The organism is Cryobacterium sp. Y29 (assembly GCF_002929825.1).
Lineage (GTDB): Bacteria > Actinomycetota > Actinomycetes > Actinomycetales > Microbacteriaceae > Cryobacterium.
Genome location: NZ_PJJN01000028.1, coordinates 102,625 through 127,409, shown reverse-complemented (window position 1 = coordinate 127,409; position 24,785 = coordinate 102,625). Strand labels below are relative to the sequence as shown.

General features: G+C 64.6%; 18 protein-coding genes. 8 read left to right on the top strand and 10 right to left on the bottom strand.

Going from position 1 to position 24,785, the window contains the following annotated elements; genetic code table 11:
- Positions 1 to 24 precede the first annotated feature (24 nt).
- Positions 25 to 888: a 16S rRNA (cytidine(1402)-2'-O)-methyltransferase gene (rsmI, locus tag CXY74_RS04830; RefSeq protein WP_104199426.1), complete on the bottom strand. Its 864-nt coding sequence runs from the start codon at positions 886 to 888 to the stop codon at positions 25 to 27.
- On the opposite strand from rsmI, the gene CXY74_RS04825 reads away from it, so the two are divergent.
- From CXY74_RS04825 to CXY74_RS04805, 5 genes are all read left to right on the top strand, one after another.
- Positions 887 to 2,506: a dolichyl-phosphate-mannose--protein mannosyltransferase gene (locus CXY74_RS04825; RefSeq protein ID WP_233193219.1), complete on the top strand. Its 1,620-nt coding sequence runs from the start codon at positions 887 to 889 to the stop codon at positions 2,504 to 2,506. The genes rsmI and CXY74_RS04825 overlap by 2 nt on opposite strands.
- A gap of 172 nt (positions 2,507 to 2,678) precedes the next feature.
- Complete coding sequence (locus tag CXY74_RS04820) at positions 2,679 to 3,779, top strand: acyl-CoA desaturase (protein WP_104199375.1); 1,101 nt, start codon at positions 2,679 to 2,681, stop codon at positions 3,777 to 3,779.
- Between the two features lie 417 nt (positions 3,780 to 4,196).
- On the top strand, positions 4,197 to 5,582 hold the full coding sequence (locus CXY74_RS04815) for an L-serine ammonia-lyase (RefSeq protein ID WP_104199425.1): 1,386 nt from the start codon (positions 4,197 to 4,199) through the stop codon (positions 5,580 to 5,582).
- 180 nt (positions 5,583 to 5,762) lie between these two features.
- Positions 5,763 to 6,188 (top strand): LysM domain-containing protein, encoded by a 426-nt coding sequence (locus tag CXY74_RS04810; protein WP_146070056.1) that lies wholly within the window; start codon positions 5,763 to 5,765, stop codon positions 6,186 to 6,188.
- 83 nt (positions 6,189 to 6,271) lie between these two features.
- Positions 6,272 to 7,168, top strand: a complete 897-nt coding sequence (locus CXY74_RS04805; RefSeq protein ID WP_104199373.1) for a sulfurtransferase — start codon at positions 6,272 to 6,274, stop codon at positions 7,166 to 7,168.
- 27 nt (positions 7,169 to 7,195) lie between these two features.
- Here CXY74_RS04805 and CXY74_RS04800 read toward each other — a convergent pair whose 3' ends face one another.
- Positions 7,196 to 9,694, bottom strand: a complete 2,499-nt coding sequence (locus CXY74_RS04800; protein ID WP_104199372.1) for an RNA helicase — start codon at positions 9,692 to 9,694, stop codon at positions 7,196 to 7,198.
- A 347-nt stretch (positions 9,695 to 10,041) separates the two neighbouring features.
- Between CXY74_RS04800 and CXY74_RS04795 the strand changes: the two genes are divergently transcribed.
- Entirely contained in the window at positions 10,042 to 11,664 is a 1,623-nt protein-coding gene (locus CXY74_RS04795) for a molybdopterin-dependent oxidoreductase (protein ID WP_104199371.1), read from the top strand.
- Between the two features lie 302 nt (positions 11,665 to 11,966).
- On the opposite strand, the gene CXY74_RS04790 is transcribed toward CXY74_RS04795, so the two are convergent.
- The 6 genes from CXY74_RS04790 to CXY74_RS04765 all read right to left on the bottom strand — a co-directional run bounded on the left by CXY74_RS04790 (position 11,967) and on the right by CXY74_RS04765 (position 19,568).
- Positions 11,967 to 12,920 (bottom strand): ferritin-like domain-containing protein, encoded by a 954-nt coding sequence (locus CXY74_RS04790; RefSeq protein ID WP_104199370.1) that lies wholly within the window; start codon positions 12,918 to 12,920, stop codon positions 11,967 to 11,969.
- Positions 12,921 to 13,135: 215 nt separating this feature from the next.
- Positions 13,136 to 13,891 carry a twin-arginine translocase subunit TatC gene (gene tatC, locus CXY74_RS04785; protein WP_104199424.1) on the bottom strand — a complete coding sequence of 252 codons (756 nt, stop codon included), beginning with the start codon at positions 13,889 to 13,891 and terminating at the stop codon, positions 13,136 to 13,138.
- A gap of 48 nt (positions 13,892 to 13,939) precedes the next feature.
- Positions 13,940 to 14,221, bottom strand: a complete 282-nt coding sequence (gene tatA, locus CXY74_RS04780; protein ID WP_104199369.1) for a Sec-independent protein translocase subunit TatA — start codon at positions 14,219 to 14,221, stop codon at positions 13,940 to 13,942.
- Between the two features lie 128 nt (positions 14,222 to 14,349).
- Positions 14,350 to 15,990: an FAD-dependent oxidoreductase gene (locus CXY74_RS04775; protein ID WP_233193218.1), complete on the bottom strand. Its 1,641-nt coding sequence runs from the start codon at positions 15,988 to 15,990 to the stop codon at positions 14,350 to 14,352.
- Entirely contained in the window at positions 15,983 to 18,103 is a 2,121-nt protein-coding gene (locus CXY74_RS04770; protein ID WP_104199367.1) for a molybdopterin oxidoreductase family protein, read from the bottom strand. The genes CXY74_RS04775 and CXY74_RS04770 overlap by 8 nt, the downstream gene beginning before the upstream one ends.
- A 52-nt stretch (positions 18,104 to 18,155) precedes the next feature.
- Complete coding sequence (locus CXY74_RS04765) at positions 18,156 to 19,568, bottom strand: MFS transporter (RefSeq protein ID WP_104199366.1); 1,413 nt, start codon at positions 19,566 to 19,568, stop codon at positions 18,156 to 18,158.
- A 280-nt stretch (positions 19,569 to 19,848) separates the two neighbouring features.
- On the opposite strand from CXY74_RS04765, the gene CXY74_RS04760 reads away from it, so the two are divergent.
- Positions 19,849 to 20,655 carry an RNase H family protein gene (locus CXY74_RS04760; RefSeq protein WP_104199365.1) on the top strand — a complete coding sequence of 269 codons (807 nt, stop codon included), beginning with the start codon at positions 19,849 to 19,851 and terminating at the stop codon, positions 20,653 to 20,655.
- A 67-nt stretch (positions 20,656 to 20,722) separates the two neighbouring features.
- On the opposite strand, the gene CXY74_RS04755 is transcribed toward CXY74_RS04760, so the two are convergent.
- Together CXY74_RS04755 and CXY74_RS04750 are read right to left on the bottom strand one after the other, a co-directional pair.
- Entirely contained in the window at positions 20,723 to 21,961 is a 1,239-nt protein-coding gene (locus tag CXY74_RS04755; RefSeq protein WP_104199364.1) for an exonuclease domain-containing protein, read from the bottom strand.
- Positions 21,962 to 22,064: 103 nt separating this feature from the next.
- Entirely contained in the window at positions 22,065 to 23,525 is a 1,461-nt protein-coding gene (locus CXY74_RS04750; RefSeq protein ID WP_104199363.1) for a sugar porter family MFS transporter, read from the bottom strand.
- A gap of 289 nt (positions 23,526 to 23,814) precedes the next feature.
- On the opposite strand from CXY74_RS04750, the gene CXY74_RS04745 reads away from it, so the two are divergent.
- Positions 23,815 to 24,735 (top strand): oxygenase MpaB family protein, encoded by a 921-nt coding sequence (locus tag CXY74_RS04745; RefSeq protein WP_104199362.1) that lies wholly within the window; start codon positions 23,815 to 23,817, stop codon positions 24,733 to 24,735.
- Positions 24,736 to 24,785 lie beyond the last annotated feature (50 nt).

Sequence of the window (24,785 nt, the reverse complement as noted above, 5' to 3'; positions counted from 1 at the left end):
GCGGTTACGCCCGGGGGCGTCGGATCAGCCGAGCGGAAAGGCCGAGCGGTCGGGTTTCGGCAGCGGCGCGCCCGTCCTGGCCTGCAGGGCGTGCTCGTACAGTTCACGCTTGCCGAGCCCGCTGGCGGCCGACACGTCGGCTGCAGCGTCTTTCAAACGGATGCCGCCGGCCACCAGCTGCAGCACCTCCGCAACCCCCATGTCCAGGTCCAATACCCGCACTTCGGCGCCCGCAACGACGATACAGATTTCGCCGCGCACCCCCGCAGCCGCCCACTCGGCCAGTTCGCTCGCCGTGCCACGTTTGACCTCTTCGAAGAACTTGGTCAATTCCCGGCACACCACGACCCGGCGGTCAGCGCCGAGCGTTGCGGCCAGATCGGTCAGGGAGTCGGCGAGCCGGTTGGGCGATTCAAAGAACACCATGGTGCGACGTTCGGCAGCGAGCTCACGCAGCAGTTTGACCCGCTCGCCGTGCTTGCGCGGCAGAAACCCCTCAAAGGTGAACCGGTCCGTCGGAAGCCCCGAGACGGCAAGAGCAGTCAGTACAGCCGAGGGTCCCGGCAGGGCCGTGACCTGCACGCCAGCGGCGGCCGCGGCATCCACTACGTGAAAACCCGGGTCAGAAACCGTGGGCATGCCGGCGTCACTGAGCACCAGAATGTCGACATCGCGGGCCAGTTCGACGAGTTCGGCTGCCTTGCCACGTTCGTTGTGCTCGTGCAGGGCAATGAGTCTTGGCCGATTTTCGATTCCGAGGGCCTTGAGCAGGTGCACGGTGACGCGGGTGTCCTCGGCCGCCACGATGGTGATCGTGCTCAGGGTCTCGATGAGGCGCCGGGAAGCGTCGCCGAGGTTTCCGATCGGGGTCGCAGCAAGGATGATCATGCTGCAATTCTCGCAGCACCAGCCGAACATTCGTTCTTCGCCCGCTCGGTACGATGGTGATGTGCTCGCTACTAGTCGATGGGTTCGCTGGGGCAGCCACCTCGCCGTAGTACTGCTGGCCGCCGCGTTGCGTTTGTGGAACCTCGGCCTGCCGCACGCGCTCGTGTTCGACGAGACCTTCTATGTGAAGGACGCCTGGAGTCTGTTCAACAACGGCTACGAATCGACGTGGCCGACCGACGCCAACCCGCTGTTTGAAGCCGGGCAGACCGACATCTACACGTCGGATCCCTCTTTCGTGGTGCATCCGCCGCTCGGCAAGTGGCTGATCGCGCTCGGCATGAATCTGCTCGGCCCCGGCAATCCCTGGGGCTGGCGACTGGCGACGGTCGTGGTTGGGGTACTCGCGGTCGTGCTCATCATGCTCGTGGCGCAGAAATTGTTTCAGTCGCGATTTCTCGCCTTGGTCGCCGGTTTTTTGCTCGCCATCGACGGGCATGCCATCGTCATGAGCCGCGTGGCATTACTCGATAATTTCGTGATGTTCTTCGCCCTGCTCGGTTTCGGCGCCGTGTTGATGGACCGTGACTGGCACGCGACGCGTCTCGCGACCCGGCTCGCGGGTCGAGACGACCCCGGCTGGGGTCCCACACTGTGGTGGCGGCCGTGGTTGCTCTCGGCCGGCCTCGCCTTTGGACTGACCAGTTCGGTGAAGTGGTCCGGCCTGTATTTTCTCGCCGCGTTCGGCATCTATCTCGTCGTCGTCGATGCCCTGGCCCGGCGTCGTAACGGCGTCTCATTCTGGCTCAGTGCTGCCATCCTCAAACAGGCCCCCGCCACGTTTCTGACGCTCGTTCCCATCGCCGGCGCCACGTTCCTCATCTCCTGGACCGGCTGGTTTGTCACCCGTGGTGGCTACTACCGCGACTGGGCTGACGGGGTGGGTGCCGCCTGGACCGGACCGCTGGCGTGGGTGCCGCACACGGTTCAAAGCTTCTGGCACTACCAGGCCGCTGCGTACACGTATCACGTGGGGCTGGCCACACCGCATCCATATCAGGCGAACCCACTCACCTGGCTGTTCATGATTCGGCCAACCAGCATGTACTATCGCGGCTTGGACGCGGGCGAATTCGGCTGCCAGTTTCAGAGCTGCTCTGAGGCCATCACCTCCGTCGGCAACCCGCTGATCTGGTGGGCCGCCACGGCGGCCTTGTTCTACCTCGTCTACCGACTCGCCCGGTATCGCGAGTGGCGGGTCGGCTTCATTCTGATGGGCATGATCGCCGGTTATCTGCCGTGGCTGATGTATCTCAATCGCACGGTCTTCCAGTTCTACACGATCGCCTTCGAGCCATACCTGCTGCTCGGTCTCACTTTCGTCATCGGGCTGCTCCTCAAACGAATTCCCGACCAGGCGCGGCCACGACGCAGGCATTCAGCACATTTGCAGGTGCCGGAATATGACCCCCAACCGCCGGCTGGCACCCTCACTGCGGTGGTCGTGGGGCTGGGTGTCGCGCTGCTGGTTACGGCATTTTTCTTCCCGGTTTGGACCGGAATGCAGACTTCCTTCGCGTTTTGGCAACTCCACATTTGGATGCCAGGTTGGCGATAGATCGGTCAGATACATTCCATTTTTGGCATATAATGACTGAGAAAAACGTGTGAATTGTGAGCGAATGGGGAGCTCCCGAACGTAGACTGGCCGCTATCTGTTCCACGAGTAATTGCTCATTCCCCGGCTGAGAAGTCCCGAACGCTGAGAGTTCTAAGCTCAGGAAGGCCTCATGTCGGAAGCACTAGCCGCACCCTCGGTCCGCATCATCAGGACCCGACCGGGTGGAGACACGAAAAACCCCACCACAGAATATTCAGCGCTCCTGCATACCGTGCGCAACCTCGGCCTTCTCGGCCGCCGCACCGGTTTCTACTGGCTGGTTTTCTCTATTCTCGTGGCCGCCACCCTCGGCGCTGCCGTCGGATTCGTGCTGCTGGGAGACACCTGGTACCAGTTGATCATCGCCGCCGCGCTCGGCCTCATCTTCACCCAGTTCGCCTTTCTCGCCCACGAAGCCTCACACCGCGCCGTGTTTACCTCCGGCAAAGCCAACGACCGAGCGGGCCGGGTTCTCGCCAACCTTTTCGTCGGCATCAGCTACGCCTGGTGGATGACCAAGCACAGCCGTCACCACGCCCAGCCGAACGTCATTGGCAAAGACCCCGACATCGAACCAGACTTCATCGTCTTCCGTGAAGAAGACGCCAAAAAAGTCAGCCGGATCGGCGCCATCATCACTCGCAAGCAGGGCTACTTCTTCTTCCCGCTGTTGATGTTCGAAGGCATCAACCTGCACATCCAGGGCTTCAAGACCGTCTTCGGCAAGAACAAGGTCAGCGAGCGCTGGGTTGAGATCACGATGCTCGTGACGCGCATCATCGCCTACTTCGCCGTCATCTTCTACTTCCTACCGCTCGGCATGGCGTTCGCCTTCGTCGGGGTGCAGATGGCGGTATTCGGCGTCTACATGGGGGCATCTTTCGCTCCGAACCACAAGGGCATGCCGCAGCTTCCGGCCGAAAGCAAGGTCGACTTTCTGCGCCGCCAGGTGCTGACCAGCCGGAACATTCGCGGAGGCACCTTCATCGACACCTACATGGGTGGTCTCAATTACCAGATTGAGCACCACCTGTTTCCCAACATGGCCCGCCCGCACCTGCGGAAGGCGCAGGAAATCGCCAAGGAATATTGTCTCTCGCACGACGTGAAGTACACCGAAACCGGTGTCTTTGAGAGTTACGGCATTGTCATTGCTTACCTCAACAGGGTGGGCCTGGCCGCTCGCGATCCGTTCGACTGCCCGATGACCGCGCGGTTCCGTACGCACTAAGCCAACGTAATAATCAACAGGCCGTCTCTCCTCGGGGAGGCGGCCTTTCTTCATTTTCTGGGTATTCGGGAATTGGTATCCAGAGCGAGGTGAAGTTGTTAGTACGAAGTTCCTCGGGCGCCACCGGCAACTCGCCCGTGAACCCCGACGTCACGGTGCGCACTTTCACCATTTCTTAGTTCGTCGCCTCCAACGCCAACGCCCGTCCGGGGCATTGCACCACCGCCGTCAACCCCTCCCCCTCCGTGTCGACCATCACGTTCACCATCGCCTAGCGACCATTCTCGCCGGCTCCCCGGCTGGACCTCTCGGGTAGCGCCTCGCACTTTACGGTGCGGGGCGTTTGGGGTTAAGCGCCGTGTTGAATCCCGGCACCGTTCCCTGCCCACCACGTCTGGGTACCGTACGATGAAGATCGTGACAGCGTACGTCTCAGCCTTGGACCTGTTTTCCATCGGAATCGGCCCTTCCAGTTCCCACACGGTGGGCCCGATGCGTGCTGCGCGCCTATTCGCCGAAGATCTCGTGGCAACCGGGCGTCTCAATGCGGTGGGGCGCATCCGCTGCTCACTATTTGGATCTCTGGGGTCGACCGGTCTCGGCCACGGTACGCCCGATGCCGTGCTCGCCGGATTGACCGGCCTGCGCCCGGAAACCTGCGACCCCAATCAGGTGCGCGCCGCCTGGTCTGGTATCCAAGACGGTGCCAACCTGACCCTGCTCGGCGGGCGCAGCATTCCTATCCATACCAACGACGTGCACTTCGAGCCTCGCACGCGCCTACCTGGGCACCCGAACGCGCTCACGCTGTCCGCCTATGCGAGCGACAGCAGGGCAGATTCCGTTCCTCTCCTCGAGGAGACCTTCTATTCGATCGGTGGCGGGTTCATCCGCCGGGGTACCGAACCCTCGAGCGCCCAGACCCGCGTCACCCAGCCACTCCCCTATGATTCCAGCGCACAGCTGCTCGCCCTGTGCGAAGCCCATGATTTGTCGATCTGCGAGGTCGCCCGCTGTAACGAGGAAGCGATTCACGGCGCGGCAGCGCTCGACGAGGGACTCGACGCCATCTGGAAGGCCATGCACACCTGCGTGGAGGCCGGACTCAGCACCACCGGCGTGCTGCCGGGCGGCCTCAACGTCAAGCGCCGGGCATCCGCGGTACGAATCCGCTTGGAGGAATATGACGGGCTGGCCCTCTGCGACCATGACACGTCAACAGAATGGCTGCACGCCTTCGCGCTCGCCGTCAATGAGGAGAACGCGGCGGGCGGGAGAGTCGTCACCGCGCCGACGAACGGGGCGGCCGGCATCATTCCCGCCGTCGGCCATTACTACCTGCGTTTCGTTCCGGGGGCGGATGCGGCCGGGATCCGTCAATACCTGCTCACGGCCGTCGCCATCGGCTCCCTGGTGAAGGCCAACGCGTCGATCTCAGGGGCGGAGGGCGGTTGCCAGGCTGAGGTCGGCGCCGCGTGCGCCATGGCTTCTGGCGCACTCTGCGCCGTGCTCGGTGGAACGCCGCGTCAGGTCGAGAATGCGGCGGAGATCGCGATGGAACATCACCTCGGGCTCACCTGCGACCCGGTCGGCGGGCTCGTGCAGGTTCCCTGCATCGAGCGCAACGCGATCGCCTCGTCGACGGCGGTGTCGGCGGCACGGCTGGCGCTGCACGGCGACGGAACACACCTGGTTTCACTCGACGCCGTAATCGAGACAATGCGGCAGACCGGACTCGACATGATGACGAAGTATAAAGAAACCAGCGAGGGCGGGCTCGCGGTCAACGTCATCGAATGCTGAGCGCAACACCCCGAACGGGGGTAACCGACTCGGTCGAGCCACCACGCGTTCAGCCTAAGCTGGCTGAGTGCGCGCATAGACGCGGTCACAGCGTGTCTCAGAAAGAAGGGTTGAACCATTCGCAGCTCACTCGTACGTCGCCCGTGGGGCATCATCGTTACCGCTGTCCTACTCGTGGCGGTGGCTGGCTGTGCCGGTGAACCTGCTCCGGCCGTCACGGTGACGATCACCCCGACCGTGCCCCCCAAGCCCACCCCCAGCCCCACGCCGACACCGACACCGACGCCGGTTCCCACCGAAGAGCCGGCGCTTATTCCCAACCCAACGGTTCCCGACCTCGTTCCCAACGCGGAGCCCGTGCCCCTGCCGCAGGGACCCGCCGCTGACCAGGGCAGCACACCGGGTGCCCGCGGCACAACGACCGCTGACGGTGCGGGAGCCCTGCTCACCTATACGGTCGTCGAGGGCGACGCGTTCTTCGACATCGCCCAACGATTCAACGTTCCGGTTCAACTCATGCTCACCATGAACCCCTCGGTTCCCGGGCTCGGCGAGAACATCTATATCAAGCAGATCATCAACCTGGACTGGACCACCACCCGGTAGTCGTTATGACGCCGGATGTCGCCGGATGACTCGCCCGGGCACCGGTTCTACCCCGTGTCGGCGGCCGGCGCTAGCCTTGTGTCATGAATTCTCCCGTTTCCTCGTCGCCCGTCGTCTCCACGCAATGGCTGGCCGATCATCTCGGTTCTGACCACCTCGTCATTCTCGACGCCACCGTGCTCGCGCTCGCACCTTCAGATTCCGGGCCGCGCTACCTCAGCGGGCGTGACGACTACCTCACCAAGGGGCACATTCCCGGAGCGGTGTTCGCTGACCTGTTCGATGTCTTCTCCGACCCAGCGGGCGAATTCGATTTCTCCCGGCCGAGCGCCGCTCTGTTTGAAGCGGCCGCGGCATCCGTCGGAATCGACAACACCACGACCGTCGTCGTTTATGATGCCGTGGTGGGACAGTGGGCTGCCCGCATCTGGTGGCTGTTTCGCGCCTTCGGCTACGACGATGTCGCCGTGCTCGACGGCGGTCTCACCAAGTGGCACGCCGAGACCCGCCCGTTCGCCACCGGAGGGACGCGACCACGGGTCGTCGGCGGCTTCACGGCCACCCCGCGTCCCGAGCTGTGGGTCGACAAGAGCTACGTCGAGTCGATCGTCGCCGGCAAGGCAGATGCCGCCCTCGTCTGCTCCGTTCCTCCGGCGGAATTCGCCGGCACGGCCGGGTCACGCCCGCGCGTCGGACACATTCCCGGCAGTGTCAACCTACCGGCCGGCACACTCGTCGACCCCGCCACGAATACGTTCCTGCGCGGCGACCAGCTCCAGGCAACGGTCGCCCCATCCGTGGCGGCGTCGGCAGCTGGGGCGTCGGGCCACCTGGTGACTTACTGCGGTGGCGGGATCGCCGCAGCCGCGAGCGCTCTCGCTCTCATCCGTGCCGGCAACGAGCACGTCTCCATCTACGACGGTTCCCTCAATGAGTGGGCCGCCGACGCCTCCGCTCCGCTCCACGCGCCCGGCGTGTAGCGCCGCGATCTCTCCGGGCGGAAAGCGCTACAACCGGTTGACACCGGTCACGCGCACGACAGCCGCGCCGAGTTCATCGGAGTCGGCGAGGTTCACGCTCGCGCTGATCCCCCAGTCATGGTCACCGGCCGGGTCGTCGATAATCTGGCGCACGGTCCATTCCTCGGCTCCCTCCTCGATGATGAGCAGGTCAGAACTGCGGGCGTTACCGCCGGTGAGTATCTCGTCATGCTCAGCAAAGTAGCCGTCCATCGCTTCAGCCCAGACATCATCCGAGTAGCCGTGCTCCCGGTCGAGCTCGCCGAGCTCGTCGTAGTGTTCCAAGGCGGCGAGCTGCACCCGGCGGAACAGTTCGTTGCGCACCAGGATACGAAAAGCTCGCACGTTGGTGGTAAGTCGACGCGGCGGCGGAGGCAGAATCGTATGCGCTTCTGCCTCGTGCGCGGCAAGATCGGGGTGCAGCAATTCTTCCCACTCGTCGAGCAGGCTCGAGTCCACCTGACGAACGAGCTCACCGAGCCATTCGATCAGGTCGAGCAGGTCTTCGTTCTTTGCCTCGTCGGGAATGGTCTGCCGGGCGGCCCGATACGCGTCCGACAGGTAGCGCAACACGACGCCCTCGCTGCGGGCGAGCTTGTAGAACGCGATGAACTCGCCAAACGACATGGCCCTCTCATACATATCGCGCACGACGGACTTGGGCTTGAGTTCAAAGTCCGCGATCCACGGCTGGGAAGCCTTATAGGTGTCGAAGGTGTAGTTCAGCAATTCTTCGAGCGGCTTGGGGTGCGTGATCTCCTCGAGCAGCGCCATCCGCTCGTCGTATTCGATGCCCTCACGCTTCATCGCGTTCACGGCCTCGCCACGGGCGGCGAATTGCTGCCCCATGAGCACGGGTCGCGGGTCGTCGAGCGTTGACTCCAGAATCGAAATCATGTCGAGCGAGTAGGTGGGCGCTTCAGGGTCGAGCAGTTCGAACGCGGCCAACGCAAACGGCGACAGCGGCTGGTTGAGCGCAAAGTTCGTCTGCAGGTCGACGGTCAAACGGATGCTGCCGCTCGCGCCCTGCTCCACGATTCCGGCTTCGCGCAGGGTCTTGTAGATACCCAGAGCCCGCCGGGCCAAAACCAGTTGACGCTTCCAGGGCTCGTGGTTGTCAAAGACGAGGGAATGCACGTGGGCGAAGGCATCGCCGCCGCGGCCGATCACATTGATGAGCATCGCAGCGGTCATCTGCATGCTCGACGAGAGGGTTTCGGGTTCAGCCTCGACCAGCCGGCGGAAGCTCGGTTCACCCCAGGACACAAAGCCGTCCGGCGCCTTCTTACGCACGATTTTGCGTTTCTTCTTCGGATCATCGCCGGCTTTCTCGATAGCCTTGAGATTGTCGCTCTCGTGCTCGGGCGCCTGAATCACCACCGTTCCTGCGGTGTCATAGCCGGCCCGCCCAGCCCGGCCCGCGATCTGGTGGAACTCGCGCACGTTCACCTGGCGCATTTTCACACCATCATATTTGGTGAGGGCGGTGAACAGCACGGTGCGAATGGGCACATTGATGCCGACGCCGAGGGTGTCTGTGCCGCAGATCACCCGCAGGTAGCCGCGCTGCGCGAGCTGCTCCACCAGTCGGCGGTATTTCGGCAGCATGCCCGCATGGTGCACGCCGATTCCCATGCGGATCAGCCGGGACAGGGTCTTGCCGAAACTGGTGGTGAACCGAAACTCGCCGATCAGCTCGGCGATGACGTCACGCTGCTCCCGGGAGGCCACCTTCGCGCTCGCGAGGGCCTGAGCACGTTCCAGTGCAGCCGCCTGAGAGAAGTGCACGATGTATACCGGCGCTTTGTCGGTGTGCAGCAGCTCTTCGACCGTTTCGTGCACCGGGGTCTGCTCGTAGTAATAGCTGAGCGGAACCGGGCGCTCCACCCCGGTGACGACCGCGGTGGCCCGCCCGGTTCGCCGGGTCAGGTCATCGCTGATGAATTTCACGTCGCCGAGTGTGGCCGACATGAGGATGAACTGTACCCGTGGCAACAGCAGCAGGGGAACCTGCCAAGCCCAGCCGCGCTCCGGGTCCCCGTAGAAATGGAATTCATCCATAACGACGAGGTCGACCTCGGTGTCTTCGCCGTTCCTCAGCGCGAGATTGGCGAGAATCTCGGCGGTACAGCAGATGATTGGGGCGTCGGCGTTGACGCTCGAGTCGCCGGTCATCATGCCGACGTTCTCAGCCCCGAAAGTTTCGACCAGTGAGAAGAACTTCTCACTCACGAGGGCCTTGATCGGCGCGGTGTAGAAGCTGCGTTTACCGGCGGAGAGCGCCGCGAAATGAGCTCCGACGGCCACGAGCGATTTGCCGGTTCCCGTCGGTGTGCTCAGGATGAGGTTGGCCCCCGAGACGATCTCGATGACCGCTTCCTCCTGCGCCGGGTACAGGGTGAGGCCCTGTTCGGTCGCCCAGGTTTCAAACGCCTCGAAGAGAACGTCGGGGTCGGTTTCGTTTTCGAGGCGCGCAAGCAGAGACATAGTCCCTCAAGACTGCACTACTTCGCACCTCGCCTTCGACTCTGCCCCTTCTCGTCTGTTCAACTGTCACAGTTCGCCGCACACCGGCTCGGCCATCGCGCATGACTCCTGCAATTCGCGAGCCGCCTGAACACTCGGTGCGAAAAGTCGGGCAGGTCCGGAGCTTCGCCCCCAAATTGCAGGAGTTATGCACGGTCGATGGCCATCCTGGTGCCCGTGTGGATGGCCGGTGCAAGTTGTCGAAATGGCCACCCAGCCCAGCCGCAAGAATATTGCGGATGTCTGACGAAACCCGCCGAGGCCCCTGGCCGGGCGGCAATCACAGCCGCCCGTTCTAGGCTGGTCGTATGGCCTACGTCACTCCTCCGGACATCACTGCGGTTGCTCCGCCACACCGTGCTCAGGCACTTTGGCGCCCGGCGGCCGCCGGTCTGGCCGCAGCCCTCGCCGGTCTCGGTGCCGCCGAATTGGCCGCGGCCTGGATCGCTCCCGGAGCGAGCCCGGTGCTGACGGTCGGTGTCCTCATCATCGACATCGTTCCAGCCGGCGTCAAGGACCTCGTCATCGGCTTGTTCGGCACGGCCGACAAGATCGTGCTGATCGTGACCATCGTGCTCGTGCTCCTCCTGGTCGCCGCTCTGGCCGGCATTCTCGAGAGCCGGCGCCCGCCATTCGGCCGCCTGCTGGTGGTGCTCATCGGCGCGATCGCCCTGTTCGCGGCGCTCTCCCGTTCGAGCGCCTCTACCCTCGACGCGGTCCCAGCCGTCGTGGCCATGGGCGTCGCAGCCATCGCGCTGACCTTTCTCACGACCAGGCTGCCCGTCGATCACCGCACCGGGCACGCCGCCACGGCATCGGTGCCGGAACAGGTGCCGGCACGCCTCGACGGCAGCGGCCCGGGCCGTCGCCGCTTCCTCGTCTACACCGCAATCACCGCGGGCATCGGCCTGCTGGTCCTGGCCGGCGCACAGTTCAGTGCCGCAGCCACCCGGGCAGCGGATGCCGCGCGCGCGCTATTCACGCTGCCCACGCCATCCATTCGCGCCGCCGCCATTCCGGCCGGGGCGAGCCTCGACGTAGCAGGGATCACCCCGCTGATCACCCCGAACGCCGACTTCGACCGCATCGACACCGCCTTGAGCGTGCCGCGCATCGACCCGACCACTTGGCGGCTGAAGGTCACCGGCATGGTCGAGAACGAGGTCGAGATCGATTTCGCCGAGCTGCTCGCCCTGCCGCTTGAAGAGAGCACGACCACCTTGGCCTGCGTGTCGAACTACGTCGGCGGCGACCTGATCGGCACCGCTACCTGGCTCGGCTACCCGATTCGCGCGCTGCTCGCGCGGGCCAAGCCCACGGATAGTGCCGATATGGTGCTCTCAACCAGCCAGGACGGCTTCACCGCCGGCACCCCGATCGAGGCGCTTACCGACGGCCGCAACGCCATTCTCGCCGTCGGCATGAACGGCGAGCCGCTCCCCCTTGAACACGGTTATCCGGTGCGCATGGTCGTGCCCGGCTTGTACGGCTATGTCTCGGCGACGAAATGGGTCGTCGAACTCAAACTCACCCGGTTCGACCAGGAGCAGGGCTATTGGACCCCGCGCGGTTGGTCAGCACAAGGACCGGTCAAGCTCTCCTCCCGCATCGACGTGCCCCGCCAGGGGACCTCGGTATCCACCGGGTCGGTCGTCATCGCCGGTGTGGCCTGGTCGCAGCAGGTGGGGATCAGCGCGGTTGCCGTGCAGGTCGACGATGGCCCTTGGCAGGACGCCACCCTCGCCGACGCGATCTCGGTCGACACCTGGCGTCAGTGGGCCTACACCTGGGAGAACGCGGGCGCCGGCGACCACACCATCACGGTGCGGGCAACGGATGCCGCAGGCCTCGTCCAGACGTCGGCCACCGCCGACGTCGCCCCGAACGGTGCCACCGGACTGCATGAAATCTCGGTGTCCGTCTCGGCGTGACCTGCTGGGCGCAGGCTAGAACATGTGCCCGACCGCCACACCAGTGATGATCGCGTCGGTAGAACATCGTTGAGCGGAGGCCGGTCGCAGACGCAGCCCCGCCAATGCCACCGGGCAGAGGCCGTGCCCACTCCCGTGCAAAGCCAGCCGAGACCTCGATGCGCGGGGTTTACGCCACGGCGGGGAGGTCCGGGCGTGTCCAGAACCTCCCCGTCAGACGTGTGCGGGAGTACCGCCGCTGAGCGAGAGTCGTACTTCCCGGTCAGCGACGATACTCCCGCACCCGGGATTCTCGGTGTTCCTTAGCCGTTGGCCCCGCTGGTGTTGATGACGCCGTTCACACCGGCCGGGAAGAACCCGCCCGACTTCACGGGCGCCGCATTGAGGTAGGTGATGTTGAGCACCTGCGCGGCGCTGCGGCTGTAGACCAGGCCGTTGGCGTCGGTCGGCACCAGGTTCGCCTTCGCCGCGTTACCAATACCCTGGTCAAGATCGGTCGGGCCGTCGACGGCGTCGCGCAGATCGGAGATCGACTGCGCGGTCGTGTACACCGAGGGAAGCGCGATGCCGAGTGCGTACAGCGTGCTGCGGATGACGCCCGCGTGATAGGCCTCGACCGCGAGCAGCCCGGCGGCAGCTTCGAGGAATGTCTTGTTCGTGATCAGCGGCGCGGCGCCCTTGTACGCGGTGACTCCGACATCCTCGAAGATGAACGCCCCGAAGAGGAAGTTCGCCTCATTGGCGTACACGTCGAACTTCTGACCGGGCTTGACCAGACCGGCCGCTTGGGCGGCAGCCGTGAAGCTCGCGTCGAGGTTGATCTTGGGGCGAGACACCTTTGCACTGCCCAGGGCGGACCGTAGGAAGGCCACGTGGGCCTTCTCGTCAGCGGCGATCTCATCGGCGTACTTCTTGATGATTGAGGTCTTGAAGTGCACCATGCGACCGCCGGTCACACCGCCGCGCGTGCCGGTTCCCGTCGTCATACTGTCGGGAAGCCCGCGGCCGGTTGTTGCCCGCAGGTAGAACTCGGCCTCGAGGTACTCGAGGTTGAGGGCGAAGTTCAAAATGGCTGCATCGCTCGGCGCCTCCGCCGGGCCGGTGGACTCGGCAGCCAGCGCCGGACTGCCGGTAGCGAGCACCGCTGCTCCGACACCGAAGCCCGCCACACCCGCCGCACGTAGAAAGTTTCGGCGATCCGACGAATTCTCCGCGCTGCGATTGATGGCATTAGTGATAAAACCCTGATCAAACATTCCAGATCTCCTGACGGTAAGTGAACGTTCCGGGTATGGCTCAGTAACACCGGTAATGTACCCGCGGAAATCACTCCCGTGTCAGGCTGGACAAAAGTTGTAAGCAAACGATAAGAATCATTCTCACTTTTGTGCATGGGTAGGTGTTTGCGCTTTTTAGGCGCGCCATCGTGCGTGCAGTCTCGGTGAAATCATCGAGTCGGAGCGATCGCAGATTAGAGCAGCAGGCCGTCTGCGCCGACTCGCGGCACTCGGCGAGCGACCCGGCGGTCGTGAAGTAGTGCAATTCCGTACGCGGTGAAGTACAACACGATCATTGGCACGGCGAGCAGGAACATGGACACGACGTCGGCTGCCGGCGTCGCAATGGCCGTGAATAGGACGATCACCAGAATGGCCAGACGCCAGGATTTGATAATGGAGTTGGCGCTGATCACCCCGGCAAAGTTCAGCAGCACAATAAATACCGGCAGCACGAACGCGATCCCGATGGCGATCATCAGTTTGAGCACGAAGTCGAAGTAGTTTCCCGCATTGATCAGTGCGGCGTCCTGCTGCGGCGCGAAACTCGTCATCAGTTCAACCACGTGCGGCAACACGTACCAGCCCGACGCGCACCCCAGCAGAAACAGCGGCACAGCGGAAAAAAAGAACCCAAAGGTGTACTGCTTTTCTTTGCGCGTGAGACCGGGCGTCAGAAAAGCAAAGACCTGATACAGCCACATCGGGCTCGATACGATCAGTCCGACGTAGAAGGAGATGCGCAGTTTGAGGTCGAAGGCGCTCGTGATATCCGGGTAATTGATCTGGGCGTTGCGGTTCTGGGCGCGCACAATGGCGTAGATCGGCTCACGCAGACCATCCCAGACGAAGCCGGAAAGAAACCAGCCGGCGATGGCACCGATGAGGATGCCCGCAGCAGCGAGAAAGAGTCGCTTGCGTAGCTCGAGCAGATGCTGCCCAAGCGACATCTTTTTCTGGGCGGGCGCGGTGCGCACGCCCTCCACCACCACGATTGCCTAGGCTTTCGGGTTCGGCGTGCTGCTCGGGTCGGTGCGAGTACTGTCGGTGCGAGTACTGTCGGTGCGAGTACTGCCGGTGCGAGTACTGTCGGTGCGAGTACTGTCGGCCGCACTATCCGGCGTGCCGTCATCGGTGCGTTCCGGGGTGATCTCGCTCTTGAAAATCTTCATGGACTGACCGAGACTGCGGGCGAGCCCCGGCAGTTTCGGTGCTCCGAACAACAGCAGGATCACGACGAGAATAATTAGAAAATGCCATCCGGTCAGGTTGCTGAGCATGCGAATTCTCCCTCTAGTGAGTCGGTCGACCAGCAGTGTAACGGTCTCAGCGGAGATAAAACCGGGTAAACCTCATTTATTTTTCCCTTGTCAGGTATTTCGCACTCCCGCAAACGGAATTCACGCTGTCAGGACATCGCCCCGAACGTTGCGAAGCGGTCGAGAACCTCGCCGATACGCATTTTGCACCCGCCGCATCCGGTGCCGGCTCGGGTCGCTGCACCGATACAGGCGACACTCGTGTTGCCAACCTCGGCCGATTCGGCAATGGCGCCCACGGTGACGCCGTTGCACCAGCACACCGTCGCGCCCATGTCGAAGGCGCCGGCGACCGAGGGCTCATAGTCCGGCCCGTCGTAGCGCAGCAGCACCGACCGGTCAGCCGGTAGTTCGCTGCCGCGCTCGAACAGGAGCGTCAGTTCGGCGGCGGTGCGCGGCATACCGACGCAGACGAAGCCCTCCAGAATCCCCGCGCGGGTGACCATCTTCACGTAGCGGCCGTGTTCGGGATCAGCCCACTGCGACACGTTCAACGGAGCTGCGTCACACGCAGCGGCATGACCATCGGCCCCGTGAACCCACGGGTCGGCGACGGTGTTGCCGACCGACACAACCTCGACGCCCTCGGCTTTCAGCATCACCACGCCCGCCGCCGCACCGATCAGGGCATGGACCTCCCCCGCGCCCAGCACCTCGTTACTGAACCGCCGGGCGAGCCAGTCGGCCTGGCGCCAGCCCGGCTCGATCAGACCGCTCGGGCCGCCGGTCGGCAACGCCGTCGACTCACCGGCACGGCGGACAGGTGCCACGTGGGCGCAGTCGCCGATCGCGTAGACGCGCGGATCGCCCCAGCTCTGCAAGTTCGAATCAACCAGGATCCCGGTCGAAACCGGCAGCCCGGCCAGCTGTGCCAGCTCGGTTCGAGCGCCGACTCCGCACGAAAGCAGCAGCAGGTCGCCGTGGATCTGCTTGCCGTCGGCGCAGATAAGAGCGTCGAACCGGTCTACGCCGTCGTCATCCCGGTGAAAGAGCAGGCTCTCGGCGCGGGAATGATTGACCATGGTCACGCCCGCCCGTCGGGCGCTCTGCGCCAGTACATTGCCGCCGCCGCGGTCGAGGTTACGGTTCATGGGAATTTCCCCGTGGTAGACGACGCAGGACTGCGCCCCGGCCGAAGCCGCAGCCAGCGCGATCTCCATGCCGAGCACGCCGGCGCCGAGCACGACGATGCGCTTGCCCGCGGTCACGGCCGCGAGTACCCGCTGGGCATCATCGAGGTCACGCAGCACGGTGACCCCGCGTGGAAGTGTGGCGCCGCCGGTATCAAGGGCTGCGGCATCCGCTGCCGGCATCTGCCGGTCACGACGCACCCGGATGATCCCAGCCAGGGTGGGAATGTTGGCGCGGGCGCCGGTGGCGAGCACGAGCCGGTCATAGGTCAGCAGGGTGCCGTCGCTGAGCGATACAGCAGAGCGGCTGCGTAAAATCGCGGTCACGCTCACGCCGAGGTGCAGATGAACACCGGCCTCGCGGGCGGCGAAGGTGTCGGTGATCTCGAGGCTGTCACGGTCGGCGTTGCCGACTGCGTGTTCGGCGATCAGCACGCGGTTGTAAGCGTCCGTGTTTTCGGCCCCGACCACGGTCAACGTGGCAACGCCCCGGCGCACGAGCGGCAACAGTTCTTCGACGAATCGGGCCCCGACCGGACCGTAACCGACGAGCACGATGCGCTCAGGGTTCTGCATTTGTGAGGTGCTTCGTTCAGACATGGGCGCCTGCTTTCACGAGTGCACGCACCCGAACGGTTGTCTTCTTGAACTCCGGCATGCCACTCACCGGATCGGTTTCGTCGTCGGTCAGCAGGTTGGCGCGCTGGTCGTCACTAAAGTGAAACGGCAGAAAGACCGTATCAAAGCGTATGTCGGTGCTCACCTGTGCGCGGCAACGCACCGTACCGCGGTCGGTGCTGACCTCGACCCAGGCCTCGTCACTGATTCCGAACTGCTCGGCGGTGGCCGGGTGGAGCTGCAGTCTGGCCTCCGGCTGGGCGTCGGAAAGCTCTCGCACCCGCCGGGTCTGGGTGCCGCTCTGGTAATGCTCGAGCAGCCGGCCGGTGATGAGGGTCAGAGTGCCACCGACCTGGGCCGGTGCGCCGAGGCGCCGCGCCTCGACGACTACGAGGCGAGCCAGGCCGTCGGGGTGCGCGAAGCGGTCCAGAAACAGTCGCGGCGTGCCAGTCGACCCGACCGGGTAGGGCCAGAACACCGGTTCCTCGGTATCGAGCAGGGCATAGCTGAGGCCGGAATAGTCGGCGAGTCCGCCCTTCGATGCCCGGCAGAGTTCGTCGAACACCTCGCTCGCCTGGGAGCTGAAGGTTCCGGCCGAGTCGAGGCGCCGCGCGAGCTCCTGCCAGATCCACAGTTCGCTGCGTACGCCCTCCGGCGCGTTGACGGCGAGCCGGCGACGGATGACGCGGCCCTCGAGGGAGGTCATCGTGCCCTCTTCCTCGGCCCACTGCGTGACCGGCAGCACGACGTCGGCGAGCACCGCGGTGTCGGAGAAGAAGAAGTCGGCCACCACCAGAAAGTCGAGGGTTTTCAGGGCGGCTCGCACCTGGTCGGCGTTGGGCGCGGAGACGACGATGTTGGAGCCGTGCACGAGAAGACAGCGGATCCCGCCCGGCTCCCCCAGCGCGCCGAGAAGCTCGACCGCGGGCAGGCCGACGCCGGGCAGGCTGTCGGGATCGACTCCCCATACCCCGGCGACGTGCGTGCGAGCGACGGGATCGTTGATCTTGCGATAGCCGGGCAGCTGGTCGCACTTCTGCCCGTGCTCACGACCACCCTGACCGTTGCCCTGGCCGGTGAGGGTGCCGTAGCCGGAGTGCGTGGTTCCGACGAGGCCGAGCACGAGGCTGAGGTTGATGGCGGCAGTGGCCGTGTCGGTGCCGTCGGCGTGCTGCTCAACACCGCGCCCGGTGAGGATATACGTTCCGCTGCCGGTCGCGGCCCCCCGTGCAGCACCGGCCGCGAGACGGCGGGCCAGCTGCCGCAGCTGCCAGACCGGAACGCCGGTCTGTTCCTGCACTCTGGTCGGCCACCAACGGCTCACGCAGCGGCGCACCGCGTCAAACCCGGTGGTGCGATTGGCGAGGTAGCCCCGGTCGACAAGTTTCTCGACGATGACGATGTGGGTCAGGCCGAGTAGCAGCACGAGGTCGCTGCCCGGGGTGGGCTGTACGTGCATTCCCGCGCCATCGTCGGTGAGCCGCGCTGTCGCCGTGCGGCGCGGGTCGATGACCACGAGTCCCCCGGCGGCGCGAGCGCCCTCGAGGTGACCGATAAACGGCGGCATGGTCTGCGCCACGTTGGAGCCGAGAATCAGAATGGTGTCGGCCGTATCGAGCTCGTCAACCCGAAACGGCAGGCCTCGGTCCAGTCCGAAGGCCCGGTTGCCGGCCGCGGCGGCACTGGACATGCAGAACCGGCCGTTGTAATCGATGCGGCTGGAGCCAAGCGCCACCCGGGTGAATTTACCGAGCTGGTAGGCCTTCTCGTTGGTGAGGCCGCCGCCGCCGAACACGCCGACCGCGTCGGCCCCGTACTCAGCCCGGGTGACGCGCAGCTTCGCGGCAACGAGGTCGAGCGCGTGGCTCCAGGAGGTCGCTGCGAAGGTGCCATCATTCTGCCGCACCATTGGTTCGAGGATGCGGTCTGGCGAGACGAGCAGTTCAGCGGCGGTCCAGCCCTTCTTGCACAGGCCGCCCCGGTTGGTCGGGAACGCCCGGCCGGCCACCGTCAAGGAGGCGGCCGGGGCAGCCGGCGACGCGGATGCGGCGGCATCCGCTTCGGCCGGCGTCGTTTCACCGAGACTGAGCTTCATGGCGCACTGCAGGGCACAGTACGGGCAGTGCGTGGCGGTGGACAACGAGCGCCTAGATCTTCTGGCCGGCGACGGACGAACCGCGGCGCAGGTAGACGAAAGCGGTGACGCACATCATGACGACGTAGGCGATGGCGAAGGCGTAGATCGCACTTGAGTAGTCGCCGGTGGAGGTCTTGGAGAAGCCGAGCACCTGCGGAATGATGAACCCACCGTAGGCGCCGACGGCGGAAATGAGGCCGAGGGCCGCAGCGCTCATGCGCTGGGTAGTGACGTCACCCGAGTTCTCGTGGGCGTCTTTCACCCCGCTGCGCGCCGAGAACACGCTCGGGATCATGCGGTACGTCGAGCCGTTGCCGATCCCGGTGGCGACGAAGATGAGCAGGAAGCTGCCAAGGAAAGCCCAGAAGTTGCCGAGCGGCAGCACCACCGCGACCACGAGGGCGCCGACGCCCATCACGCCGAAAGCTGCAACGGTGACCAATGCCCCGCCGAAGCGATCGGCCAGGCGTCCGCCGGCCGGCCGGGCCAGCGACCCGACGAGGGCACCAATGAACGCGAGGGAGAGTGACGCTGACGCGACCTGGAGGGTGGAGTAGGCCGGGAACTGGTCGGCGATGAGCTTGGGGAACACGCTCGCGAAGCCGATGAAGGAGCCGAAGGTACCGATGTAGAGCACGGCGAGAATCCAGAAATGTGGTTCTTTCACCGCGGCGATGGAACCGGCGAAGTCGGCTTTGGCGTTAGTGAGGTTGTCCATGTACTTCCAGGCGCCCCACATGGCGAGGAGGATGAATGGAATCCAGAACCAGCCAGCGAGGCTGATATTGAGCGTGCCGACGGCGCCGAGGGTGATCACGATCGGCACGATGAGCTGGGCCATCGCGGCGCCGAGGTTGCCGCCCGCAGCATTCAAACCGAGCGCGTAGCCCTTCTGGCTCTGCGGGTAGAAGTAGGTGATGTTCGACATCGAGCTGGCGAAGTTTCCGCCACCGAGACCGGCGAGAGCCGCGACGAACAGCATGACACCGAACGGGGTGTCCGGGTTGCCGACACAGAAGCCCAGGGCGATAGAGGGGATCAGCAGCAGGCCGGCCGAAATGATGGTCCAGTTGCGGCCACCGAATTTGGGCACCATGAACGTGTAGGGAAAACGCAGGGTGGCACCGACGAGGCTCGGCATCGAGATGAGCCAGAACACCTCGGTGGTCGAGAAGGTGAAGCCGGCCGCCGGCAACGACACGACGACGATGCTCCACAGCTGCCAGATCACGAAGCCCAGGAACTCGGCCAAGATCGACCATTTGAGGTTGCGAGCGGCGATGAGCTTGCCGCCCTGTTCCCATTGCTTCGTGTTCTCGGGGTTCCACTGGTCGATCCACCGACCGGGACGGTGCACCAGCACCGCCTCGTCGGTCGTGGATGCGGCGTGGCCGAGCGCTGATCCAATTGTGCTGGATGTCATTGAAGTCCCCCTCGGGATTGGAATGAAACGGCGGTGCAAGGATCTGCAGGCAGCCGGGGCGACTCCCCTGCTTTGACGTTAGCCAGCGCGTGTTTCCGGCAACCCTGGCACCGGTTACCTTTCGATCACCAGATGATCACACGCCGTTCGAGGGGTTGTTGGGGCGCTGTTACACGACGGACACAATCGGCGCTGAGTCCCCAGCAATACCGGTACCGGATGCCGGGGGTGGCAGACTGGTAGACCCGCGCCCGCGCATCCGCTGTTGGAAAGGCTCCACATGACAATCACCGCCGCCGCCGACGGTTCTGCCCTCGGGAACCCCGGACCAGCCGGCTGGGCCTGGTACGTCGACGACTCCTGCTGGGCCGCCGGTGGTTGGAAGCACGCCACCAACAACCAAGGCGAGTTGAAGGCCGTGCTCGAGCTATTTCGCGCCACCGCGCACATCGACGACGACCTGCTCGTGCTGTGCGACAGCCAGTACGTGATCAACTCCGTCACCAAGTGGATGAAGGGTTGGAAGGCCAAGGGCTGGCGTAAGGGTGACGGCAAACCGGTGATGAACCTCGACCTGCTCAAAGAGATCGACGAGGTTATCGCCGGGCGTCGGTACCGATTCGAGTGGGTGAAAGGACACGTGGGGCATCCGCTCAACGAGGCCGCCGACGAGCGCGCGCGCGGCGCGGCCGAAGCCTTCCAGCGTGGTCGACCGGCCCCGGCCGGACCCGGTTTTGCCGGGAGGCAATCAGAAGCTCAACCGGTTGGACGGACGGGCGCTGCGGCATCCGGTGGGCTGCGTACCGCGGGTTCGCCGACTGCGTCGACCCTGAGCACTGGTCGAAGCACGGAACGGGCGGTCGCCTACGCGCACGACGAACTCTTCTCGTTGGACGATATTGGCGAGGAGATCGGCGAGGATCGCCGCAACCTCACCGATCCGAACAGCCCCGACGCCAGGCGCACCGGCGATGAGTTGCACCGGGTGACGCTCTCGCTCAGCGACGAGGAGCATCGGCGTCTAATTTCGCGCTCAGAAGAGCGCGGCGAGACCGTCGAGGATTACCTGCGCGGCCTGATCAGCTAGCCGACGCTGCCCACTGGTCCGTTCACCCACCCGTGTCGACGTCTAAACGATGCGGCCCGCGGCTCGGTCAGCGCACTCCGATGAGAGACCGCAGGCCGAATTCGGAGACGATCGGAATGCCGTAGTCGCGGGCCTTCCCGGTTTTTCCGGTGATCGACGCGGGGTTGGCCGCAACGAGCAGGCGCGTGCGCAGGGTGACCGCCGTGCCCAGGGACAGACCCCGAGCGACCAGTTCCCGGCCCCAGTCGGAACGGGCCCGGGCCATATCACCGGTCAGCACGACGATGTCGCCCTGTTCCAGCAGCACAGTGTCGATCGAGGCGAGCGGCAACTGCACCACCGAGGCGGGCGCCGCCAGTGCGGCGGCAACGATTTTTGGAGCGACATCGAGCATGCGGGCGACCGCGATCAGGTCGGCAGAATCCGCGACGCTGAGAGCGCCGTTCAACCAGGCAACCTGCACGAGGTCCTCAAAATAACGGCGATGCAGTGCGATGCCCTCGGCGGCCGTCACACCGCTGAATTCGGCCAAAACCCGAAGTTCACGTGTTTCCTGCGGCGAGAGAACATGATCGAGCAGGCACAAATCGAGCAGGGCGAGGTAGTCGAGATGTTCTTCGGGACCGGTGTAGTCGGGGAGTTTTACAGCCGCCCGGGCCAGGAAACTCGGTGCCGGTGCCTCGTCGCCCGGCGTTGACGGGTCGCGCTGCACCCACTCTGCGTCGGTGGCAGCGGTGATTCTCGGCCAGGCGGATTGCTCGGCACGGTCGAGAGCGTCGACCCACGGCGCGACGCGGGGCGAACCCTGCACGTAGGCGGCGAGAAGACTCGCGCAGGCCACGGCCTGAACCAGTGCCCCCGGTCCGGGCTCGATTTCAATGTCATAGGCGGCGCAGCAATCGACCAGCAGTCGACCAGCGCCAGGCAAATAGGTGCGGGCCAGGTGCATGGTGCAGACGGCCTCGAGTCCGCGGCCGGGCGCATAACCCATCAGCTCGAACTCGCGCATGAGAAATCCGGTGACGAACTGGGCGTTGTGCGTCACCAATACCCGGCCACGCAGCAGGTCGACCAGGCGCGGTGCAATCTGCTCGAACGTCGGCGCGCGCAAGAGTTCGGCGGTGCTGACGCCGTGGTTCGCCACGTCCCCGGCGTTGCTTCCCGGGTTCACGACGGTTTGCCAGCGCGCAGCAATGCGACCACCCACGTCGAGGTGCACCACAGCGACCTCGACGACCCGATCCCGTTGGTACGGGAACAGTCCGGTAGTTTTCAAACTTATAACCGCGTATCCACGTTCGGGCATGGCCACACTCCACAATCTTGTCCTGTGAAGTTATCCACAAACCGGTCGGATTGCGACAGCCCGTTCGGGGTCTTGTGGGTATCGCCAAATACTGCTTAGATGCCTACTTGACGGAAGCGGCCTTCCGTGCAGAGTTCTTCGGCGGGAGCAGAGTGTCAGCCTCTTCCAGCGACATTCCATTGGTTTCGGGCACCTTGCGCAGCACGAACCAGAATGATAGTCCGGCGAACAGGGCATACAGGGCATAGGTGATCGGTAGGGAGGCATCCGCCATCGGCGGAAAGCTGACCGTGATCAAGAAGTTCGCGATCCATTGGGCGGCTGCAGCCAGCCCGAGGGCCTTGGCACGAATCGAGTTGGGGAACATCTCGCCGAGGAGCACCCACACGACCGGGCCCCAGGAAGCTCCGAATGAGATCACGAACAGGTTTGCGGCAACGAGCGCGATCGGCGCCCAGGCACCCGGCAGGCTGAGCGCGCCGTCGACCGTGACCGACTGGCTGAACGCCGCCGCCATTGTTGCCAGCGACACCGTCATGCCGATGGAGCCGGCCAACAGGATCGGTCGTCGGCCGATCCGGTCGACCAGGGCGATCGCGACCAGGGTGACCAGAATATTGGTGACCGAGGTGATCACCGAGATGGTCAGCGAATTGGATTCCTCGAAGCCGACCGCGCTCCAGAGGGTGGTCGAATAGTAGAAGATCACGTTGATGCCGACGAACTGCTGGAACACCGACAAGATGATGCCGACCCAGACAATCGGCTTGAGACCAAAGGCACTGCCACGCAGAGACCCCGCCCTCTGTGACCGCGCATCGACCTCGATCGAGCGACGCATGTCTCGAATCTCCCGGTCGACGTCCCCGCTCGGCCAGAGCCGGGTGAACACGGCGCGGGCATCCGCTTCTTTGTCTTTGAGAATAAGGAAACGCGGGGATTCTGGAAGGATGAACGCGATGCCGCCGTACACGACGGCCGGCACGGCGCCGACGAGAAACATCCAGCGCCAGGCTTCCAGCCCGAACCAGAACTCGCCAGCTGCTCCGCCAGCACTCTCGGCGAACACGGCGTCGGAAAGCAGCGCGGTGAAGATGCCCAGCGTGATCGCAAGCTGTTGCAGGGAGCCGAGTCGTCCGCGCATATGCCGCGGTGAAATTTCGGCGATATAAGCCGGTGCGACAACGGATGCGAGGCCGATACCGAGCCCGCCGATGATTCGCCAGATGATCAGGTCGACCACGCCGAACGCGAAACCTGAGCCGATCGAGCTGACCAAAAAGACCACGCCGCCAACCACCATCATGGGGATGCGTCCGTAGCGGTCGGCAAAGCGACCGCCGAAGAACGCACCGGCCGCGGCGCCGAGCAGCGCGCAGGCTACCGCGAAACCGGTCAGGGTAGCGTTCAGTCCGAATTCCTGCTGCACGGCGTTGACGGCCCCGTTGATGACCGAGGAGTCGAACCCGAAGAGAAATCCGCCGAGGGCGCCGGCGACGGCCAAAACGATGACTTTTCTGTTCGATCCGGGTGCCAGGTCAGTTGCCTGAGTAGACGCGTTCATCGTGCTGGGTATCGATTGCTCACCTGATCAGCCTACTTCGGGTGTCAGCGGATGCCGCGCAGAGCAGTCGAATAAACTGGCGCGCGTCAGTTCCGAACCGGCGTACCAGCGTCGGAGGACCTGCTTCCCGCGCGGCCGAAACGGAATTCATCATCCGTTCAGCCGTCGCGAACGGCGCACCCCGTGGACCCGGTCAGCTGGCGCCTCCGCGCGTCATATGCGACGACGACCCGCTGGCCCGGCGGCCGCTTACGGCGGGCGTCCAGCGAGGCGGGGCTACCATCCGGATATGGGCAGATTCACGGACAGCTGGCGCTCGCATCTCTTAGTGACCCTCTCGGGGAACAGCGAGGGGCGACCGAAATGGGTCGGCCAGATTGCCACGGGAGACAACGCTGGCTTCTTCGGCCCGGGAAGCGCTGTCTGGACCGTGCACGGTGGCATGGCAACCATGGTCGCCGGCATTCGCGCTCTCCTCATGCAGACCCTGCATCCGGGCGCTATGGCCGGCGTGCACGACTGGTCGCGGTACCACGAAGACCCGCTCGGCCGCCTCTCCGGCACCATCCAATGGCTCATCACGGTCACCTTCGCCGATACCGTCGTCGCTGAGCGGGAGTCGGGACGGGTCGCGCACTTTCACGACCGGGTGGTCGGCACCTATCTTGATGCTCGAGGCGAGGAACGGCCCTATGCCGCCGACGATCCCGAGCTTCTGTCGTGGGTACACGTCGTCTTCACCGACGCTTTTCTGCAATCCCACCTGCTGTGGGGCACAGCTATTCCCGGTGGCGCCGATCGTTACGTCGACGAATGGGCGACTGCCGGCGAACTCGTCGGCGTGCGGAATGCTCCGCATTCGGCGGCCGAGCTTGCCGCGCAGCTCGAAGCCTTTCGCAGCGCCGGAACGCTCAAGAGCGACGCCCGAGTGGCCGAAGCGGTGCGGTTCATCCGTTACCCGCCGCTCAGCCGCGGGATGCTGCCGTTCTACCGCATCATGTTCGCCGGCGCCGTTGCGTCGATCCCCCGCGAGTATCGCGACATGCTCGGCCTGAAACGATCTTTCCTGCCCACGATCTGGGGTACCCGATTGGTCCTCGGTGTCGTGGGCGCTCTACTTGGTCCCTCGTCGACCTCAGAGGATGCTGCCCGGACGCGGCTCGCGCGTATCGCCGCAACGAAACAACTGGAGCACCCCAGCGCGCCGTAACTCCACCGGTCACGCGATCGACAGAGCGTCCTGCCCGCGCTGGGCCCGAT

Coding starts and splice junctions, on each gene's coding strand:
- CXY74_RS04825 (WP_233193219.1), top strand. CDS start 887: ATGCTGCAATTCTCGCAGCACCAGCCGAACATTCGTTCTTCGCCCGCT.
- rsmI (WP_104199426.1), bottom strand. CDS start 888: ATGATCATCCTTGCTGCGACCCCGATCGGAAACCTCGGCGACGCTTCC.
- CXY74_RS04820 (WP_104199375.1), top strand. CDS start 2,679: ATGTCGGAAGCACTAGCCGCACCCTCGGTCCGCATCATCAGGACCCGA.
- CXY74_RS04805 (WP_104199373.1), top strand. CDS start 6,272: ATGAATTCTCCCGTTTCCTCGTCGCCCGTCGTCTCCACGCAATGGCTG.
- CXY74_RS04800 (WP_104199372.1), bottom strand. CDS start 9,694: ATGTCTCTGCTTGCGCGCCTCGAAAACGAAACCGACCCCGACGTTCTC.
- CXY74_RS04795 (WP_104199371.1), top strand. CDS start 10,042: ATGGCCTACGTCACTCCTCCGGACATCACTGCGGTTGCTCCGCCACAC.
- CXY74_RS04790 (WP_104199370.1), bottom strand. CDS start 12,920: ATGTTTGATCAGGGTTTTATCACTAATGCCATCAATCGCAGCGCGGAG.
- tatC (WP_104199424.1), bottom strand. CDS start 13,891: ATGTCGCTTGGGCAGCATCTGCTCGAGCTACGCAAGCGACTCTTTCTC.
- tatA (WP_104199369.1), bottom strand. CDS start 14,221: ATGCTCAGCAACCTGACCGGATGGCATTTTCTAATTATTCTCGTCGTG.
- CXY74_RS04775 (WP_233193218.1), bottom strand. CDS start 15,990: ATGTCTGAACGAAGCACCTCACAAATGCAGAACCCTGAGCGCATCGTG.
- CXY74_RS04770 (WP_104199367.1), bottom strand. CDS start 18,103: ATGAAGCTCAGTCTCGGTGAAACGACGCCGGCCGAAGCGGATGCCGCC.
- CXY74_RS04765 (WP_104199366.1), bottom strand. CDS start 19,568: ATGACATCCAGCACAATTGGATCAGCGCTCGGCCACGCCGCATCCACG.
- CXY74_RS04760 (WP_104199365.1), top strand. CDS start 19,849: ATGACAATCACCGCCGCCGCCGACGGTTCTGCCCTCGGGAACCCCGGA.
- CXY74_RS04755 (WP_104199364.1), bottom strand. CDS start 21,961: ATGCCCGAACGTGGATACGCGGTTATAAGTTTGAAAACTACCGGACTG.
- CXY74_RS04750 (WP_104199363.1), bottom strand. CDS start 23,525: ATGAACGCGTCTACTCAGGCAACTGACCTGGCACCCGGATCGAACAGA.
- CXY74_RS04745 (WP_104199362.1), top strand. CDS start 23,815: ATGGGCAGATTCACGGACAGCTGGCGCTCGCATCTCTTAGTGACCCTC.